The organism is Paramicrobacterium agarici, assembly GCF_002563955.1.
Taxonomy (GTDB): domain Bacteria; phylum Actinomycetota; class Actinomycetes; order Actinomycetales; family Microbacteriaceae; genus Paramicrobacterium; species Paramicrobacterium agarici.
In genome coordinates this window covers 1,319,561-1,338,261 of the sequence record NZ_PDJE01000001.1, presented here as the reverse complement: position 1 = coordinate 1,338,261, position 18,701 = coordinate 1,319,561, and the positions used below count along the sequence as shown (strand labels likewise).

Genomic DNA, 18,701 nt, shown 5'->3' with positions numbered 1-18,701 from the left:
CATACCCGCAACCGGAAGGAGAGCTTGTGCTCACCCTCACCGACAATGCAAGCACCATCGTCAAGACGATCGCCTCGCAGGCGACCGGCGAAGACGATGCGGGACTGCGAATCAGCAGCCAGACGGAGCCGGGCAGCGGCGATTTCGCTGTCGACGTGGCCTCGTCTCCCGAAACAGACGATCAAGTGGTCGAAGCCGGTGGCGCGAGGGTCTTTCTCGAGGAGGGCGCTGCTGCGGCCCTCGACGACAAGGTGCTCGACGCCGAGGTCAATGCCGAGGGCGCCGTGAGCTTCTCCATCGGCAACCAGCAGACGGCCTAGGCCTCACCAGAACTTCGCGCTGCCTCACTCCCTCGTAGGGGGTGAGGCAGCGTTGTTTTCACCCCGGCGGTCGATGCTCTCGACAGCATCCGATATCTAGTCTCCTCAGTAGTTCCGCCAGGAGGAGGCTCTCATGACAATCGTCGCATCGCCGCAGACAACGCGCCCACAGCGGGTACGAGCACCGCGAGACAGGGGCATCGATCTCGTGCGCGCTGTCTGCCTCGCCGTCGTCGTGGCGCTGCACTCACTCATGGTCGGCGTCAGTCTCGGTCCGAGCGGTCCCATCTTCGAGAATGCCGCTGAAGGTCACGCCTGGTTCATTCCCCTCTCGTGGTTCGTGCAGGTGATGCCGCTCTTCTTCATCGTCGGCGGGTTCTCCACCCGCATGGCGTACCGCTCGGCACGCGAGCGCGGCGTGGCGCCAGCCGGGTTCATCGCCGGCCGGGTGCAGCGTCTACTCGGCCCCGCCATCGTCATGATCGCGGTCGTCGGAGCCGTGCTGCTCGCGATGACGCTCTCGGGGATTCCCGCTGACATGGTCGCCGAAGCCGGCTTCCGCATCAGCCAGCCGCTGTGGTTCCTCGGCGTCTACCTGCTCTGCCAAGCCCTCGCCCCGGCGTTGATCGCCGCGCATGAGCGAGCACCGTGGATCACGCTTGCCGCGCTCGCTCTCGGCGTTGCCGGGGTGGATGCTGTCGCCGCGGCGACTGGAATCGGCGCCGTCTCGTTTCTCAACCTCGCCGGGGTGTGGCTGCTCATTCAGCAGCTCGGGTTCTGGCTCGCGGATGGCCGCGTTGATGCCCTGAGCACGCGGGCGCGCATCGTGGCGGGTCTCGGAGCTCTCGCCGCGCTGTTCGCCGTCACGATGCTCGGCGTCTACCCGGCGAATATGTACGCGGGGCTCAATCCGCCGTCTGCGGCACTCGTGCTGCTCGGCGTCGTGCAGCTTGCCGCGCTCTCATGTGCTCGCCCCTGGCTTCGGCGCATTGCCGAGCGCTCGGCCGTGCGCGAGATCTCGACGTGGATCAACGCGCGCTCCATGACGATCTACCTCTGGCACATGCCCGTGCTCATCGCCCTCGCGGGCATCGGTCTCGTCGGCGCCCTGAGCGGAGCACTTCCGCTGCCCGAGCCCGGCACGGCCGGCTGGTGGCTCAGCAGACCGTTCTGGATCGGCATGGCCTTTGCCGTCACAGCGGTCGTCGCGCAGTCCACCGGCCGGTGGGAGCGGCGCGCAATGCCCGCTGCCACAGCATCCACCCGCCGTGCTGTACTCGCGAGCATCGCTGGAGTGCTGAGCGTCATTGTTCTGCTCGTGAGCGGGATCACCGTCGTGACGGCGATCGCGAGCGTTCTGCTCATGCGGGTCGCCCTCACCGCGTCAGCAAACCCACCTGTGGGTGGACCCGAACAGTACCAGAGGGTGATGCCGGCGACCCTGCCGGCCGCATAGTTTTCACAGGTGGACATCGTGAACGACTTCATCATGCAGGCGATCGCCTCTCCGTGGCTCTACGCGGTGATGTTCATCGTCGCCGTCATCGACGGCTTCTTCCCGCCGATCCCGAGCGAGACCGTTCTGGTCGCCGCGGCGGCAGTTGCGGCATCGACGGGCGGCACAAACATGCTTCTGCTGTGCGCGATCGCCGCAATCGGCGCAGCGATCGGCGACAACATCGCGTTCTCGATCGGCCGCGGTGTCGGCATCCACCGATTCCGCTGGATGCGCCGCCCACGCATCGCCGCCTCGTTCGACTGGGCGAGCCGCGCACTCGACCGTTCGGGGGCCGGCCTCATTCTCGGTGCCCGTTACATTCCCGTCGGACGCGTCGCCGTCAATATGACGGCCGGTGCGCTCGGCTACTCTCGCCGCCGGTTCATGCCGCTGAGCGCGATCGCCGGGGCCATGTGGGCAGCGTACTCGACGGGCATCGGGCTCATCGCGGGCAACATCGTGAAAGACAGTCCGCTTCTCGGTGCGCTCATCGGCATCGTTCTCGCCCTCGTCATCGGCTTCGTCATCGACCGCATCGTCACCTTTCGGCGGCGGCGGCGCGAGCGGGCGGACCTGTCAGCCGAGCTCGATGCTGCTCGGGCGAGCGAGCGGATTCCCACGGATGCGGCGTGACAGTTCATTCGCGACGCTCGACAGACGACCGACAAGGGGCGCAGGGTCGGCCGCATGCGCATCGCTCCGGTCTGATTCAAAGGTGATGGCGATGGATGCTGCGGGCCAGCCCACGTGGTCGGTCACTGCGACGCCGACAGACGCAAGACCCGGCGTAATCTCGCCGTTCTCTGTGGCAAAGCCGTGCCGAGCGGTGTCGTCGAGCAGGCGCCGCAGCTCGGAGTAGCGCGACGGGCCGAGGCTCGTGCGATCGACAAACGCCGTGCGGTCGGGAAACAGTGCGCGCACCTGGTGTCTCGGCAGCTGAGCGAGCATAGCGCGCCCGGTCGCCGCGAGCTGCGCAGGCAGACGCACGCCGACGTCGCTCACGAGGTGCGGTCGGCGCGGCGCGCGTTCCTCCACGATGTACAGAACATCGCGGCCGTGCAGCACCGCAAGGTGGGCGCTCTCGCCGATCTCGTCAACGAGGGCGGCGAGCAGCGGCCTCCCGAGACGGCTCAGCGGCTCATGTCTTGCGTATCCGCTCGACAGCTCGAATGCGGCAACGCCGAGGCCCCAGCGGCGTTCCTCAGGCAGATGCACGACGTAGCCCTGCCGCTGCATTTCGGCGAGAAGCTGATACGCGGTCGAGCGCGGCAGTTCGAGCGCCTCAGCGATGCGCGCGGCGGCGACCGGTCCACGCTGGCGCGCGAGAAACGTGAGCATGCGCAGCGTCTGCTGCGCAGCGGGAGCTTTGCTCATGCAGCATCCTCTCCACCGTCACGTCTCTCGCATGGCGTCACACGCCGCGCTCGCATCTCCGCGTCCGGGATCCCGGACACATGTGCCATTATGCCTGTTCTCGCAGCTCCCGCCGTCATGTGAAATCGTCGTATGGGCAGCACACTGACTTCTGGACGCGTCGTCTCACTCGGCGCCCGCACTGCGACCGGCGCCGCCCTCGATCCCGACGACGTGGTGCGTGTCGCCCGGGACGGCGCCCGCGTCGAACTCTCGCCTGACGCCGCTTCCGCGATTGCCGATTCGCGCCGCACGATCGAGAGCCTCGCCGACGACACCGAGCCGCACTATGGCATTTCCACCGGGTTCGGCGCGCTCGCGAGCACATTCATCGACCCCGAGCAGCGCGCGCAGTTGCAACAGAGCCTCATCCGCTCGCACGCCGCGGGCTCGGGCGCAGAGGTCGAGCGCGAGGTCGTGCGCGCGCTCATGCTGCTGCGGCTCAAGACTCTCGCGACCGGCCGCACGGGCGTTCGACTCGAGACGGCGCAGGCCTACGCCGACATGCTCAACGCGGGAATCACGCCCGTCGTGCGCGAGTACGGCTCTCTCGGCTGCTCTGGCGACCTCGCACCACTGTCGCACTGCGCTCTCGCCGTCATGGGCGAAGGGCAGGTGCGCAATGCCGAGGGTCAGCTCCGTAACGCCGCCGACGCCCTCGCTGCCGCGGGTCTGCGTCCGGTCGCGCTCGCTGAGAAAGAGGGACTCGCGCTCATCAACGGCACAGACGGAATGCTCGGGATGCTGCTGCTTGCGCTGCACGACATGAGGATGCTGCTTCGCACCGCCGACATCGCGGCGGCGCTCAGCGTCGAGTCGCTGCTCGGCACCGACCGCGTGTTCGCCGACGATCTGCAGCAGCTGCGGCCCCAGCGCGGACAGGCGCTCTCGGCAGCGAACCTTCGCGCACTGCTCGCCGGCTCCCCCATCGTCGCGTCGCACCGAGGACCAGACGACCCGAGCGTGCAAGACGCGTACTCGCTGCGCTGCACGCCGCAAGTGCACGGCGCTGCCCGCGATACCGCTGCTCACGCAGCATCCGTCGCCCATGCCGAGCTGGCAAGCGCGATCGATAATCCCGTCGTCACGCTCGACGGCCGGGTCGAGTCGAACGGCAACTTCCACGGAGCACCCGTCGCGTACGTGCTCGACTTTCTCGCAATCGCTGCCGCCGACGTCGCGTCGATGTCGGAGCGCCGCACCGATCGCCACCTCGACCCGAGCCGCAGCAAGGGCCTTCCGGCGTTTCTCGCGCACGACGCGGGCGTCGACTCTGGCCTCATGATCGCGCAGTACACCGCGGCGGGCATCGTGAGCGAGCTGAAGCGCCTCGCCGTGCCGGCATCCGTCGACTCGATCCCGTCGTCGGCAATGCAAGAAGACCATGTCTCGATGGGGTGGAACGCCGCTCGCAAACTGCGCCGCGCCGTCGACGGACTGACGCGGGTCGTCGCGATCGAGATCATGACGGCGTGCCGATCGCTCGATCTGCGTGCCCCGCTCGAGCCCGGACGCGCGACCGGGGCGGTGCTCGCGTGCGTGCGCGAGATGGTGGACGGGCCGGGGCCCGATCGCATCGTGGCGAACGAGATCGATGCCGTCGTCGAGCTGGTGCGCACGGGGCGCATCGTGACCGCGGCACAAGACGAGACAGGAGAACTGCGATGACGCAGAACGATACCCGCGCCAGCACACCGAGCACGCGGATCAGGGCACCGCGCGGCACCATGCTGAACGCGAAGTCCTGGCAGATCGAGGCGCCGCTGCGCATGCTCATGAACAACCTTGACGCCGAGGTCGCCGAGCGCCCAGACGACCTCGTGGTGTACGGCGGCACAGGGCGCGCGGCGCGCAGCTGGGAGGCATTCGACGCGATCTGCGCCACGCTGCGCGACCTCGAGTCCGACGAGACGTTGCTCGTGCAGTCGGGAAAGCCGGTTGGCGTGTTCCGCACGCACGAGTGGGCGCCGCGTGTGCTTATCGCTAACTCCAACCTCGTTCCCGACTGGGCGACCTGGCCAGAGTTTCGCCGCCTCGAGGCGGCGGGCCTCACCATGTACGGGCAGATGACGGCCGGCAGCTGGATCTACATCGGCACGCAGGGGATTCTGCAGGGAACCTACGAGACGTTCGCCGCGGTCGCGCGGTCGCTCGAGACCCGAGGCCGCGGCGAGGGCACGCTCGCGGGCACGCTCACACTCACGGCCGGATGCGGCGGTATGGGCGGCGCGCAGCCGCTCGCCGTCACGATGAACGACGGCGTCTGCCTCATCGTCGACGTCGACCGCGACCGGCTCGAGCGGCGTCGCGAGCACGGCTATCTCGACGAAATCTCTGATGGCCTCGATGCCGCACTCGAGCGCGCACTGCAGGCGAAGGCCGATCGCGAGGCCGTTTCGATCGGCATCGTCGGCAACGCAGCATCCGTATTCCCCGAGATTCTCGCGCGCGGAGTCCCCGTTGACGTGGTCACCGATCAGACGAGCGCTCACGATCCGCTCAGCTACCTGCCCGAGGGCGTCGACGTGGCGCAGTGGCGCGAACGGGCAGCATCCGACCCCGAGTGGTTCACCTCCGCCGCGCGCGCCTCGATGGCGAAGCACTGCGATGCAATGGTGGGGTTTCAGGATGCTGGCGCGGAGGTGTTCGACTACGGAAACTCGCTGCGTGCCGAAGCTGCGGAGGGCGGCTGCGAGAGCGCCTTCGCGTATCCGGGCTTCGTTCCGGCGTACATCAGACCGCTGTTCTGCGAGGGCAAGGGACCGTTCCGCTGGGCGGCACTCTCGGGAGACCCCGCCGACATCGCGGCAACAGACCGCGCGATCCTCGAGCTCTTTCCCGACGACGAGAATCTGCACCGGTGGATCACCCGCGCGAGCGAGAAGGTGCACTTCGAGGGCCTGCCCGCGCGCATCTGCTGGCTCGGCTTCGGCGAGCGCCACCGCGCGGGACTGAAGTTCAACGAGATGGTGGCCTCGGGCGAGCTCTCAGCGCCGATCGTGATCGGGCGCGACCACCTCGACTCGGGCTCGGTCGCGTCGCCGTATCGCGAAACCGAGGCCATGGCCGATGGTTCAGACGCGATCGCTGACTGGCCGCTGCTGAACGCCCTGCTCAACACGGCGTCGGGCGCCACCTGGGTGTCGCTGCACCACGGCGGAGGCGTGGGCATCGGCCGGTCAATTCACGCGGGCCAGGTGATCGTCGCCGACGGCACCGACCTTGCCGCGCAGAAGATCGAGCGCGTGCTCACGAATGACCCGGGCACGGGCGTCATGCGCCACGTCGACGCCGGATACGATCGCGCGGCAGACGTCGCGCGCGAGCGTGGTGTGCGCGTTCCGATGCTGAACGCCGACGACCGACCCGACACAGACACCGAGAGGTAGCCGTGCGCACGCTCATCACCAACATCGGCGAACTCGTCACGAACACTCCGGATGCGGTCAGCGACAACGCGTCATCGGCGGGGCTCGGAGCACGCGTCCCCGACGATGGAACGGCGCGTCTGGGAATCCGTCACAACGCCGCCGTGCTGCTGGACGGCGACCGCGTCGCATGGGTGGGCGACGCAGCATCCGCTCGCCCTCACGCCGGCGACGACGACCTCGAGGTCGTGGATGCTGCAGGAAGAGCGGTCATTCCAGGCTTCGTCGACAGCCATACGCATCTCGTGTTCGGCGGTGACCGCTCTGCCGAGTTCGCCTCGCGCATGGCGGGGCGGCCGTACGAGGCGGGCGGCATCCTGTCGACGGTCGCTGCGACGCGGGCGGCGACCGACGACGAACTGCGTACACGGCTCGCGGGCTTCGTCGCCGAGCTTCACGCGCAGGGGACTACGACGTTCGAGATCAAGACGGGCTACGGTCTGACGGTCAACGACGAGCAGCGGCTCGCGCGTCTGGCGCGGGAGGTCACCGACGACGTGACGTTCCTCGGCGCCCATGTCGTGCCTCCTGAGTTCGACAACGGTATGGGCAGCGACGGCGACCCCGACGACTACGTCTCGCTGGTCTGCGGCGCCATGCTCGACGCGTGTGCTCCGCACGTGCGCTGGGTCGATGCCTTCTGCGAACGCGGTGCGTTCTCGCCCGAGCAGACACGACGCGTGCTCGAGGCCGGAGCCGCCCGGGGCCTGGGCGTGCGCGTGCACGGAAATCAGCTGGGACACGGTGACGGAGTGCGACTCGCGATAGAGCTGGGCGCCGCGAGCGTCGACCACTGCACGTACCTGAGCGATGACGACGTCCCCGCGCTGGCAGCATCCGACACCGTCTGCACTTTGCTGCCCGGCGTCGAGTTCTCAACCAAGCAGCCGTATCCCGACGCGCGACGGCTGGTGGATGCTGGCGTCATCGTTGCGCTTGCGAGTGACTGCAACCCCGGATCGAGCTTCACGTCGAGCATGCCGTTCTGCATTGCCGTCGCGACACGAGACATGGGCCTCACGCCGGCAGAAGCGCTGTGGTCGTCAACTGCGGGAGGCGCTGCGGCTCTGCGCCGTGACGATGTCGGTCGCATCGCGCCTGGCGCCCGTGCCGACGTCGTGATGCTGCGCGCGCCGAGTCACGTGCACCTCGCCTACCGCCCCGGTGTCCCGCTTGTGGCACGGACCTGGGTAGCCGGCCTCAGCATCTGAGCTGTGTGCTGCCGCAGATTCAGATGGCAAAGTTGGCGCTCCGGGTGCCTCTGGGACGCAGATTTTGCCAGATGAGCGTCCGGCTCGGGCGGGCCACGCGACTCAGCCGTGCCAGCCGCGTGAGCGCAGAGCACTTCGAACACGGCGAACGAGTGTGTCCGGCTCGTTGAACAGCTCCGACGACACCTGCACGACGATCCAACCGTCAGCGCGCAGCCGTTCGATGCGTTCGATGTCGTGAGAATACTGCACGCCGTGGACGCGGCCCTGGTACTCGACAGCCACCTTGTACTCGGGATAGGCCATGTCGATGCACGCAAGATGACCGCCGCGCGCGTCGTAGAAGTCGCTGTTGAGCACGGGTTCGGGAAGCCCGTTCGTGACCATGATGAAGCGCGTCAACGATTCGCGGGGCGACCACGAGTCGCAGCGCACGAAAGGAAGAGCCTCGCGCAGCTTCGCTGCACCCAGCCTGCGGCAGCTGTTCAGCGCACGGGCAAGTTTCTCGGGCGTCGCCAGGGGCACACTCTCGGCGTTCGGTCGCCCGTACCCTTCTCGCCACACCCGGCAGAAGTAGTCCCCGACGGCGACGAGCCACGGCACATCAAGGCTCAGACCGAGCATCGCCCAGGTCTCGGCAGGTTCTGAGACGCGTACCCCGTTCACCGTCGCAACGGGCACCTCCGTTGAGGCGCTGTGCCCGATGACACCCCGTGTTCGTGGCGCGCGTGCCGGCCTGAACGTGGACACGTGAATCTGAGTGTCTGTCTTGAGCGGCAATGGCGCACGGTGCAGGGCGGCCGCCGTGCTGTGACTGAGAAAGTCCACATCACGCATGCGTGGCGAATACGCACGCGCCTGGCGACGGATCAGTTCCTCTGGACCGGGCTCCTCCTCTACGGCGTCGTCAACGAGCATCCTCACACCGTAGAAAGGAGACTCAAGATCCACTGCCCGCAGTCTGCCGTGTGTGACTCCGCGTTTAACGGCCGTCGCCACCGAAAAGTGAGTGCCAAGCGATGCGGGAAGCGGGGTGAGCGAGCGCGTCATGACCGACACTTTGCCAAAGTGACCGCAGAGCCACGGCGGTTATCCACAAGCCCGAGGGCGGGCTCAATTCAGATGTCAATACTGTCGGCAATTTGCTCGCGTTCCCGCCATCTTCGACATATGAATGGTGCGGTGGGCAGAGGCAGCGGGCCGGGCTCGTCAGCGCACGGCGAGCCCCGCCGCGGCCTCGAGCACGCAGAGAGCCGCAAGCCGCACCGTGCGTCCGTCGACGGCATCTGTCGTGGCGTCGATCTCGGTGATGTCAATCGACGAGACCCGAGGATGCTGCGCCGCAACGCGTGCCGCACGACGCAACTCGTGGGCAGCGATGCCTCCCGGAGCCGACGCCGGGCACGCGGGAGCCACGGAGCGGTCGCACACGTCGACGTCGAGGTCAACGTGGATCGGGCCGCCCGCGCTGCCCGCTATCTCGAGCGCTTCTGCCAGCACATCGTCAACGGAGCGCTCGAGCAGGGCGTCGCGTCCGATCACCGTGATGCCCAGCTCGCGGGCGCGCTCGGCATAGGCGCGTGAGTTCGCGAAGTCCTGAATGCCGATCTGCACAATGCGGCGCCCATCGAGCCCCGCCTCGACGAGCCGACGAACCGGTGAGCCGTTCGAGCGGCCGTCGCGCAAATCGTAGTGCGCGTCGAACGTGATGAGGCCAGCCGTCGCGACATCGCTGCCCCACGCGCCGAGTGCCGCGGGAACCGTCGCGGCGTTGTCTCCGCCGAGCGCGACGACGAGCCGGCTGCGCGTCGCGACGTCGGCGACACGCTGTGTCGCAGCATCCTCTTCGCCATCCGGGTCGACGATGTCGCCGGCATCGGCGAGCGTGAGCACATCGATGTCGGCGTCGGGCGCATGTGCGAAGGGGCTGTACCGACGCAGCGCATCGCGAACCGCCGCGGGCGTCGCGTCTGCGTTCGTAGACGACAGCGACGTCCGCGCCGTGGGAATGCCGATGAGCGCCAGATCGAGATCGCCGTTGATCGTCTCCGAGCCGGGCCAGTCCCCCGCACGCGGCCACAGGTCGTCGTACGAAAGCGACGCGGTGTTGCCAGCCATACTTCGACGCTAGCACCGTGCACGCGGGGCTTGGCCCTTGGTTGCGCGCGAGCACTAGGATCGGTTCATGGCAGTGATGTGGCGATGCGCGGCTCACAGGCAGGTCCTGTGAACGAACCCAACGACGCCACAGGGCCCATCAGCGTCTCGCGCTCTCGCCTGCCGCGAAGCACGCTCTGGCGCTACGGCATCGGCTCCCTCGGAACGGGAGGCTTCGCGACGCTGCCCGGCCTCGTGCTCGTGTATTACCTCACGGACACGCTCGGTGTCACAGCGCTAGTTGCTGGGCTCATCCTCACGATCTCCAAGATCTGGGACGTCGTGATCGATCCGGTGATCGGCGGGCGCAGCGACTTCAGCCTCGTGCGAAGCGGCTCCAGGCGGCGGTTCATGACAATCGGCGGTGTCGCGCTTCCCGTCTTCTTCGTGTTGACGTTCGCGGTTGTGCCGGGACTCGCGCCCGCAGCATCCGCCATCTGGGTCACCGTCGCCTTCATTCTCTGTGCCAGCTCGTTCAGCCTGTTCCAGGTGCCGTACATCGCTCTGCCGGCCGAGCTCACGCGCCGCTACGACGAACGCACGCGCCTTCTCACGTGGCGGGTCGTGGTGCTGACCGTCGCCATTCTGCTCTTCGGCGCCGGTGGGCCGCTGCTGCGCGACCTCTTTCCCGACGACCCGTACCTGGGCTATCTCGTCATGGCGATCGTCGCCGGGGTGATTCTCGGCACCGGGATGCTGTTGTCGTCGACGGTCGCGCCGCGCAACGTGCCCGAACCCGAGACTCGCCCCACGGCGTCTCTCGTGCAGAACTACCGCGGCGGCATCCGAGCTCTCATTCGGAGCCAGCCGTTCCGCGCCCTGCTCGCGACGTACATGCTGCAGGGCCTCGCCACCGGAATGATGCTCGCGGGCGCCCAGTACGTAGCCACCTGGGTCCTGCGCTCAGAGACGGCCGTGACGCTGCTGTTCGTCGCGCTCATCGCGCCCGCGCTGCTGCTCACGCCGGCATGGGGTGGCATCGCCAAGCGCATCGGCAAAGAGCGCGGCTACTGGTTCGCCAGCATCATCTTCTTCATCGCGTCTGCGTCGCTCGTCATGCTCATGTGGTCGCCCGGGTGGTGGATCTTCGTTCCTGTCGCGGTCGCCGGCGCAGCATACGCCGGAATGCAGGCGCTTCCCATGGCGATGCTCCCCGATGTCATCTCGCACGACGCCGAGCGGCATGGCGAGGGTCGCGCCGGCGTGTTCGGCGGTCTCTGGACCGCGGGAGAAACAGCGGGCATGGCCTTCGGTGCAACGGCGCTTACGATCATGCTCGCGATCACGGGTTACCAGGAGTCGGTCGGCGTCGCCGTCGTCAGCCAATCGGATGCTGCGATCACGGGGATCGTCCTGAGCTTCAGTGTTGTGCCTGCCATCGCCATGCTGCTGAGCCTCATCACCCTGAGCCGCTATCGGCTTCGACGCGCCGACATCGAGCCCGAGGAGAACTGAGCCATGCAGCCGCTGAGCGCCGAGTCGCAGGCGATCCTCGAGCGACTGCGACGCCTTCGTAGCGCCGACGCCGCGACCCACGGCGGGCGCGTGCTGTCGTATGTCTACGACTCCGGGCTCGCCGAGCTCGACGATCTCGCTACCGAGGCGATGCGCCTCGTGCAGCCGGTGAATGGTCTCGATCCCACGGTGTTCCCGTCGGTCGCGACACTCGAGCGTGAGGTCGTCGGCTTCGCCCGCACGGTGCTCCACGGCGACGACGATACGGTCGGCACCGTCACGAGCGGCGGCACAGAGAGCTGCATGCTCGCGGTCAAGACCGCTCGCGACGTGTGGGCCGCCGCGCAGATCTCTGGCGATCCCGCGACGCAGCCGATGCTGGGGCTCAGGCCGCGCGTCATAGCGCCGTCGACGGTTCACGCTGCCTTTCACAAGGCGGCGCACTACTTCGGGCTCGACCTCGACCTCGTTCCCGTGGATGCTGAGGGGAGAGTGAACGTTGCCGATCTCGTTGCGCGATTCGGACCCGATGTCGCTCTCGTCGTCGTCTCGGCACCGAGCTATCCGTTCGGCACACTCGACCCCATCGAAGAGGTGGCGAGCGCCGCTGCCCGCTACGGCATTCCCTGCCACGTCGATGCATGCATCGGCGGATTCGCTCTTGCCTGGTGGGGCGATCTGCCGCCGTGGGACCTCGCCGTACCCGGTGTCACGAGCATCTCTGCAGACCTGCACAAGTACGGGTACGCGCCGAAGGGTGCCTCTGTGCTGCTGCAGCGCGACCGTGACAGGCAGCGCCAGCAGTTCTTCGCGACGGCGAGGTGGCCTGGATATCCCGTCGTCAATCCGACGCTGCTCGGCTCCAAATCGGCGGGGGCTCTCGCTGCCGCGTGGGCGATCGTGCAGCGCCTCGGTTCCGACGGCTTCGCAGATCTCGTGGCGTCATGCCGTCGGTCGACAGAGCAGTTGCACACACTCATCGACGGCACCGTCGGTCTCCGAGTCGTCGGCTCGCCCACCGGTCCACTAATTGCCGTGGAGTCCGACACGTCGGCGTCCAAACGGTCGCGCGTTGATCCTCATCACTGGGCTGACCGAGTCGCCGAGCTCGGATTCACCCTGCAGATGCAACCCGGTTTCACGCAGTCGAACGGCTTTGCCCTTCCCCGAACAACGCACCTGACGATCACGCCGGTGACCGAGCGGATGCTGCCAGAGCTCAGCGCTGCTCTGACACGTGCCGCTGACGACGTGCGGGGCAAAGCGCCGGCCAATCCGAGGTTTGCGGTGCAGGTGCTGCGGCTGTCGGGGGCTCTGGGGCGTGAACTCACGGCTGACAAGGCGTTTGCGCTGCTGACTCGATTCGGTATCGGTGCCTCTGCCTCGACGGATGACGCTTCGACGCCGTTGCCGTCGAAGATGGCGCCGCTCATGGCCCTTGTCGAGCAGCTGCCAGCCGAGTTCGCGGAACGTCTTCTCATTGAGGTGCTGGCGCGGCAGGCTGAGCCCGCGAGCTCCTAGGAATCTCGCACCGTCAGCATCCTGGCCCGTCGGGGTTGCGATTGCATTCTTTGTCGACGATGACGGAGTTAGCGCTCGTTGCGATTGCGGTGACTCCGGATGCCGCTTTGGACAGTGTCCCTTGCACCGGAACCCAATTTCCGCCTTGCACCCGAAGCTCTACGGAGTAGTTCACGGTCAGGGACACCGTGTATGTGCCCTTCTCGGTGTACGTGTGGCTGGTTGCTGTCGCTGTGAACTCCTTGACGTCGAGGTTCTTCCACGAGCTGCCGCCAGAGTCTGTTCTCGCTGTCGATCCGTCGCCCCAGGACCAGTCGTAGCTGGTGGGTGTAAATCGTACGGTGATAGGAATTTCGAACAGTTCGCCCGTCGTGGTGTTGGTCTCGGCGTCGGCGTAGAAGTTGGCGGGCAGTCCGACGATCATCCATCCGTCGGGCTCCATTGCCACATGTACCTGTTCAGGGCTGAAGGACGCCAGGTCGTGAATGGTGATGGGATCGCTTCCCTCGTCGGGGCACGTGCCCTCTAGCCTGCAGGGCTTCTCCAGCTCTGGGATGACGCGACCGTCGCCATCTCCGTTGTCACTGTCGGAACCGTTGTGGTCGCCGCCGCCATTGCCGCCGCCGCGACCGTCGGATCCTCCATCACCGGGATACGTCTTGTCTGCTCCGACATCGACGTTGCCATCTCGAATACCGGTGTTCACGCAGGTGCCGAGCTGCACCTCACGCTTCGAGCACGTGGCCGCCGAGCTCTGTGGGGTGATACCTATCGGAGAAGCTCCAAGGACCGCGCCGATCAAGATCCCCAGCGCCGCTACGCGCAGAAGTTTTCGCCTTGCCATGAGCCCAAATCATCTACTTTTAGCGTTGAATTCGCGTCATCCCACACGAGCAGTACTTCGAACGGAAACCTCTCCAACCGTTCGTCCGGTGTGATGTCCTTACCGTTGGCGTCCACAATGGCTTGTTTGGATACGTCCCGGCAGAGCTTTATGTCGACTTTGACAGGATCTGATCGATGATCGAAATCAACAAGCGACACCGTATCGAAGCTGGAGGTTCCCTCAACCATGGAGCCGTTCGCAACCTCCTCGTCCGCCGCGACTAATTCGCTAATGAAGCGTTCTGTCGCGTACTTTGACACTGCTGAATAGTCCGGCTCTGCAGAAGATAGTGCCTCGTCGTACGCTGCACTGTATTGCTGGTAGACATCGACCGCGGCCTGCAGCGCCTCGTCCTCACTCGCAAAGATCGCCGTCTTCGTCGGCGTCGGCGTTTTCTCTGGCTCGGCCGGAGTGCAGGCCGTCGCCCCAGCGACAACAGCGGTTGCACATGCCAGAGTCGCGACAGCACGCCGAAGCCTGGAGAAACGCATACGAACCAGCGTAGAAAAGACGGCGCCCTCCCATGAGAGTTATCCACAGGGCTTCACGATCAAGAAAGATGTCGCGGCCACACGTTGCGAACCCCGCGGGTCAGGAGGACGTCGCACCACGTTCGAAGCGCGCGCCAGCATCGCCCTCGAGCACCACGTCGACACGCTCCAGCTGCGACACACTCATGGACGGCATGTTGCGCAACAGAAACCAGCGCGCTTCCGTGTTCTCGCCGTCTTCGGGCGCTGCCTCGCCCGAGACGTAGCGACACGCGAAGACCAGGTCGAGAAACCGAGCCTTGTCTCCATTCGGCCACTGCGTGGGCGGAAGGGAGTGCACCCAGGCGAGCCTCTCGGCGACAACGACAGTGCCCGCCTCTTCGAGGACCTCACGCTCGACAGCATCCGCCGGTTGCTCCCCCGGATCGATGATGCCAGAGACGTTCGTCCACTGCCCCGTGTCTGCACGCCGAACCAGCAGAATCTCGGTGCCGCGCGCACCACGACGCGTCACAACCGCCGTCACACCACTCAGCCACAGCTCATCGTGCCCGATCTTGCGTCTGAGGGCCGTGATGAACTCTGGCGTTGGCATGCCTTACCGTACCCCGGCGGACTCAGCTTTCGGTGACTCTGCCTCGGCCGCGTCGTGCTCTGCGCGTTTCGCATTCTTGCGCTCGCGTTTGGCCGCCCGACGTTCCTTCGCGCCCTCGACAAGGTTGTACAGCGTCGGGAGCACGACAAGCGTCAGCACGGTCGACGAGACGAGACCGCCGATCACCACGATCGCGAGCGGCTGCGAAATGAAGCCGCCGTGGCCGGTGATGCCGAGCGCCATGGGCGTGAGCGCGAAGATTGTCGCAAGCGCCGTCATGAGAATCGGGCGCAGTCGTCGCACGGCCCCGTGCTCGACAGCATCCGCCACCGTCAGACCCCTATCGCGGTACTGGTTGACGAGGTCGACGAGCACGATCGCGTTGGTCACGACGATGCCGATGAGCATGAGCACACCAATGAGCGACGGCACACCGAGCGGAACACCCGTCGCCAGCTGCAGCCCGATCGCGCCGGTCGCGGCGAACGGCACCGACACCAGCAGCAGCAGCGGCTGACGCAGCGACCGGAATGTGGCGACCATGACGATGTACACGATAAGTATTGCCGCGAGCATCGCGAGTCCCAGCTGCTGGAACGCCGTCTCTTGGTCGGCACTCACTCCGCCGAGCTCAGCCGACGCGCCGGCGGGCAGATCCACGCTCTCGATCGCTTCCAGAACCTCTGCACTGGCTGCGCCGATGTTGTCTCCGGCGGGCGTCGCGCTGACCGTGGCCGAGCGATCGCCGTCCACGGTTGTGACGCTCTGCGGCCCATCAGCGACCTCGACACTCGCGAGCGTCGACAGCGCAACCATGCCCGTCGGCGTCGGCACGTCCAGGTCACGCAGCTCGTCGACCGTCGACGGTTCATCGCCGGACTGAATGTAGATCGTGAGCGTCGTATCGTCGATCACGACCGTGCCCGCCTGTTGCGGCTTCGTCGCGCTCGCAACGAACGAACTCAGCGCGATTTCGCTGTACCCCGCCTCGGCAGCATCCTGTCTATTGACGGCTACCTCGATGAACGGACGCGACTCGGCAAGGTTGTCACTCACTTCAGCCACGCTGTCGAGACCGGCCACCGCATCATGCACGGCATCGGCGGCGGCCTGAAGATCATCGGCCGACGTCGCCGTAATGTCGACCTCGATGTCGGTCGACGCTCCGAATCCGCTCGACGACGCGACCTCGATAGTTCCGGCATCGTCGATCGTCTCGAGTTCGTCGCGCACCGTCTGCTGCAGGGCAGCCTGATCTGCGTCGACGTCTGTCGTAATTGAGAACGTGATCGTTCCCGCGCCGCCGCCGAGGAAGGCGTCGCTCAGGGAGCTGCCACTCGACCCGATTGACACCTGTACCGTCTCGATTCCGTCGATGTCGAGAAGAGCGTCTTCTACCTTCTGCGCCGCGGTGTCCTGGGCCTCGAGGCTCGCTCCCGGCTCGAGCGTCTGCGTCACCGAGAGCGTGTTCTGGCCGCTGTCGCCGAGGAAATTCGTCTTCATGAACGGTGCGGCCGCCAGGGTGACTCCCATGATCAGCAGCGACAGAATGATCGTCGTCACGGAGTGCTTGAGCGTCCAGCGAATGATCGGCAGGTACCCGCGCTGCAGCAGCGTCGGGTGCTTCAGTTCGTCTTCGTGGTCGGTCTGTGCCTGGCGGCGACCCCGACGAGTGGGGGCGGATGCTGTCAGGTCGGCGTCGTCCGGCGAGACGGGAGCCGTCTCGCCGACGTCGGCGGACTCGTCAGCATCCGTTTCGGCGAAGGGAACGCCGCGCACCTTCGCGGGGCGCACGTACGACGCAGAGACGATCGCGGGCATCGGCGCGATCGACGGCGTGGCTGTCTCGCTCGCCCCGGTTGCGCTCGCACCCGTAGAAACATCGGATGCTGCGGCAGGCTCGACCGCGGAACTCGACGCGACAGCATCCGGCGTCTTTGTCTTCTTCGACTCGCGCTTGGCTGCCTTGGCTGCCTCTTTCTGCTCGCGCTTGGCAACACGGGCCGCCTCGGCATCGTCACGCGCACGGTTCTTGGCCTCGATGGCATCCGTTCGCTTCTGATTGCGCGCCTCGATCTTCGCCAGCTGCTTCTCGTTCGGGGCACGTAGGAACCAATACGCGAGCACGGGCACGATCGTGAGCGAGACGAGCAGCGACGCGAGAAGAGCGATGGTGACGGTGAGGGCGAACGGCCGGAACAGCTCACCTGTCATGTCGCCGACGAGGGCGAGCGGCAGGAACACCGCGACGGTGGTGATCGTCGATGCGGTAATCGCGCCGGCCACTTCGCGCACTGCGGCGGCGATCGCCTGGAGCCGACCGCTTCCGCTGCGGTCGTAGCTCAGGCCGAGGTGCCGTTTGATGTTCTCGATGACAACGATCGAGTCGTCAACAACGCGCCCGATCGCGATCGTCAACGCGCCGAGGGTCAGAATGTTGAGCGTGTAGTCCGACACCTGCAGGCCGATGAACGTGATCAGAACGGACGTCGGGATCGAGATGGCGGTCACGAGCGTGGCGCGCACATCGAGCAGGAAGAGCAGGATCACGAGAACCGCGAAGACAAGGCCGAGCAGTCCCTCGGTCGAGAGCGATTCGATCGACTGCTCAATGTAGGGCGCCTGGTCGAACACGACAGTGAGCGTGACGTTGTCTCCCAGCGACTCCTCGAGCTCGGGAAGCGCGTCGGTGACGCCGTGCGAGACGTCAACCGTGTTGGCGTCGGGAAGCTTGGTGATCGAGAGCGTGAGCGCCTCTTCGCCGTTGACGCGCGAGCGGGTGGTCTGCGGGTTCTCCGTGAGCTCGACCGTTGCGACGTCGCCGAGCGTGACGACGTCTCCGTCGGGAGGGGTGACGCCCGTGAGCGGCAGAGCCTCGAGCTCGTCGACCGAGTGCACCTTCGTTCCCGATTGCACCGAATACGTGCTGCCGTCTTCAGTGATCTCGCCTGCGCCGATAAGCGTACCGTTCTGCTGCAGGGCGTCTTGAATCGCCTGCGTCGTCGCCCCGGCGGCGGCAAGTTCTTCGGTGTCGGGGGTGATCGTCACCCGCTGCCCCGCCGCACCGACGATCGCGGCTTCGCGCACGCCCTCGACATCTTCAAGCTGCGGCACGGCAACGCGCTCGAGCAGGTCATTGAGCTCGGCGTTGTCACCGCCTGTGACGGCGAGCTGAATGATCGGCAGATCGTCGAGGCTGCCGGTCATCACCTGCGGATCGACGTCTTCGGGCAGCGTCGACGAGATGCGCTCGATCGACTGGTTGATCTTCTGCTCGGCCGTGTTCAGGTCGGTTCCGTAATCGAACGTCGCCGAGACGAGGCTCAGATTCGTACTCGACGTCGCGCTCGTCGACTCAAGCCCGGGCACCCCGCTGATCGCCTTCTCGATCGGCGTCGACACATCGTCGTTCACGACGTTGGGCGACGCCCCAGGGTAGTTGGTCACGATCGCCAGCTGGGGGAAGGTGATGTTCGGCGCGAGCTCCTGTTTGAGCCCCGTCAGTGAGATCACCCCGAACACGGCGACGACAATGGTGACGAGCGCAATGAGCGCGCGGTTCTTCAGGCTGGCGACGCTGAGAAGATGCACAATTCTCCTGCGAAAAGGTCAGAGATGGAACGGATGCGTGCACATGCTGTGCCGTGCACGCCAGGAATCCGCGCCTGCATTCTTTCACACAAGCCTGTGTGCATTTCCTCCGAGTACGCCGCATGTTTGCGCGGC

Annotated in this window: 15 protein-coding genes; 8 read left to right on the top strand and 7 right to left on the bottom strand. The window is 66.3% G+C overall.

The features are described 5' to 3' along the window. Positions 1–26: 26 nt before the first annotated feature. The 3 genes from ATJ78_RS06570 to ATJ78_RS06560 all read left to right on the top strand — a co-directional run bounded on the left by ATJ78_RS06570 (position 27) and on the right by ATJ78_RS06560 (position 2,451). Complete coding sequence (locus ATJ78_RS06570) at positions 27–320, top strand: Fe-S cluster assembly protein HesB (RefSeq protein WP_098406866.1); 294 nt, start codon at positions 27–29, stop codon at positions 318–320. A 133-nt stretch (positions 321–453) separates the two neighbouring features. Continuing rightward, positions 454–1,776: an acyltransferase family protein gene (locus ATJ78_RS06565; RefSeq protein ID WP_098406865.1), complete on the top strand. Its 1,323-nt coding sequence runs from the start codon at positions 454–456 to the stop codon at positions 1,774–1,776. 9 nt (positions 1,777–1,785) lie between these two features. Then, the gene (locus ATJ78_RS06560; protein WP_098406864.1) at positions 1,786–2,451 is read left to right on the top strand and encodes a DedA family protein; all 666 of its coding nucleotides are present in this window, start codon (positions 1,786–1,788) and stop codon (positions 2,449–2,451) included. On the opposite strand, the gene ATJ78_RS06555 is transcribed toward ATJ78_RS06560, so the two are convergent. Next, positions 2,395–3,192: an IclR family transcriptional regulator gene (locus ATJ78_RS06555; protein ID WP_098406863.1), complete on the bottom strand. Its 798-nt coding sequence runs from the start codon at positions 3,190–3,192 to the stop codon at positions 2,395–2,397. The two genes, ATJ78_RS06560 and ATJ78_RS06555, sit on opposite strands and share 57 nt — an antisense overlap. A 132-nt stretch (positions 3,193–3,324) precedes the next feature. Here ATJ78_RS06555 and hutH point away from each other — a divergent pair, with 132 nt between their 5' ends. Genes hutH through hutI form a run of 3 tightly spaced genes read left to right on the top strand, consistent with a single transcriptional unit; the run spans position 3,325 to position 7,870 of the window. Continuing rightward, positions 3,325–4,899 (top strand): histidine ammonia-lyase, encoded by a 1,575-nt coding sequence (hutH, locus tag ATJ78_RS06550; protein WP_098406862.1) that lies wholly within the window; start codon positions 3,325–3,327, stop codon positions 4,897–4,899. After that, complete coding sequence (gene hutU / locus ATJ78_RS06545; protein WP_098406861.1) at positions 4,896–6,620, top strand: urocanate hydratase; 1,725 nt, start codon at positions 4,896–4,898, stop codon at positions 6,618–6,620. The genes hutH and hutU overlap by 4 nt, the downstream gene beginning before the upstream one ends. Before the next feature lie 2 nt (positions 6,621–6,622). Further along, positions 6,623–7,870 (top strand): imidazolonepropionase, encoded by a 1,248-nt coding sequence (hutI, locus tag ATJ78_RS06540; RefSeq protein WP_098406860.1) that lies wholly within the window; start codon positions 6,623–6,625, stop codon positions 7,868–7,870. A 102-nt stretch (positions 7,871–7,972) separates the two neighbouring features. Here the strand turns inward: hutI and ATJ78_RS06535 are convergent, their stop codons facing one another. Continuing rightward, entirely contained in the window at positions 7,973–8,821 is an 849-nt protein-coding gene (locus tag ATJ78_RS06535) for a hypothetical protein (RefSeq protein WP_143741384.1), read from the bottom strand. A 258-nt stretch (positions 8,822–9,079) separates the two neighbouring features. After that, positions 9,080–9,988 (bottom strand): arginase family protein, encoded by a 909-nt coding sequence (locus ATJ78_RS06530; protein ID WP_098406858.1) that lies wholly within the window; start codon positions 9,986–9,988, stop codon positions 9,080–9,082. Positions 9,989–10,096: 108 nt separating this feature from the next. Between ATJ78_RS06530 and ATJ78_RS06525 the strand changes: the two genes are divergently transcribed. Together ATJ78_RS06525 and ATJ78_RS06520 are read left to right on the top strand one after the other, a co-directional pair. After that, positions 10,097–11,482, top strand: a complete 1,386-nt coding sequence (locus ATJ78_RS06525; protein ID WP_245836233.1) for an MFS transporter — start codon at positions 10,097–10,099, stop codon at positions 11,480–11,482. Positions 11,483–11,485: 3 nt separating this feature from the next. After that, positions 11,486–13,003, top strand: a complete 1,518-nt coding sequence (locus ATJ78_RS06520) for a pyridoxal phosphate-dependent decarboxylase family protein (protein WP_098406857.1) — start codon at positions 11,486–11,488, stop codon at positions 13,001–13,003. 13 nt (positions 13,004–13,016) lie between these two features. Here ATJ78_RS06520 and ATJ78_RS06515 read toward each other — a convergent pair whose 3' ends face one another. The 4 genes from ATJ78_RS06515 to ATJ78_RS16070 all read right to left on the bottom strand — a co-directional run bounded on the left by ATJ78_RS06515 (position 13,017) and on the right by ATJ78_RS16070 (position 18,566). Further along, the gene (locus ATJ78_RS06515) at positions 13,017–13,709 is read right to left on the bottom strand and encodes a PKD domain-containing protein (RefSeq protein WP_143741383.1); all 693 of its coding nucleotides are present in this window, start codon (positions 13,707–13,709) and stop codon (positions 13,017–13,019) included. 110 nt (positions 13,710–13,819) lie between these two features. Then, a complete protein-coding gene (locus ATJ78_RS06510; protein WP_098406855.1) occupies positions 13,820–14,380 on the bottom strand; it encodes a hypothetical protein in 561 nt (186 codons plus the stop codon). 100 nt (positions 14,381–14,480) lie between these two features. Then, positions 14,481–14,975, bottom strand: coding sequence for an NUDIX hydrolase (locus tag ATJ78_RS06505; RefSeq protein WP_098406854.1), 495 nt, complete (start codon positions 14,973–14,975; stop codon positions 14,481–14,483). Between the two features lie 3 nt (positions 14,976–14,978). Next, positions 14,979–18,566 carry an efflux RND transporter permease subunit gene (locus ATJ78_RS16070; RefSeq protein ID WP_245836232.1) on the bottom strand — a complete coding sequence of 1,196 codons (3,588 nt, stop codon included), beginning with the start codon at positions 18,564–18,566 and terminating at the stop codon, positions 14,979–14,981. Between the last annotated feature and the right edge of the window lie 135 nt (positions 18,567–18,701).

What these genes read in the sequence shown, in the direction of transcription:
- ATJ78_RS06565 (WP_098406865.1), top strand. Translation starts at nt 454, where the DNA reads ATGACAATCGTCGCATCGCCGCAGACAACGCGCCCACAGCGGGTACGA.
- ATJ78_RS06555 (WP_098406863.1), bottom strand. Translation starts at nt 3,192, where the DNA reads ATGAGCAAAGCTCCCGCTGCGCAGCAGACGCTGCGCATGCTCACGTTT.
- hutH (WP_098406862.1), top strand. Translation starts at nt 3,325, where the DNA reads ATGGGCAGCACACTGACTTCTGGACGCGTCGTCTCACTCGGCGCCCGC.
- hutU (WP_098406861.1), top strand. Translation starts at nt 4,896, where the DNA reads ATGACGCAGAACGATACCCGCGCCAGCACACCGAGCACGCGGATCAGG.
- ATJ78_RS06530 (WP_098406858.1), bottom strand. Translation starts at nt 9,988, where the DNA reads ATGGCTGGCAACACCGCGTCGCTTTCGTACGACGACCTGTGGCCGCGT.
- ATJ78_RS06520 (WP_098406857.1), top strand. Translation starts at nt 11,486, where the DNA reads ATGCAGCCGCTGAGCGCCGAGTCGCAGGCGATCCTCGAGCGACTGCGA.
- ATJ78_RS06510 (WP_098406855.1), bottom strand. Translation starts at nt 14,380, where the DNA reads ATGCGTTTCTCCAGGCTTCGGCGTGCTGTCGCGACTCTGGCATGTGCA.
- ATJ78_RS06505 (WP_098406854.1), bottom strand. Translation starts at nt 14,975, where the DNA reads ATGCCAACGCCAGAGTTCATCACGGCCCTCAGACGCAAGATCGGGCAC.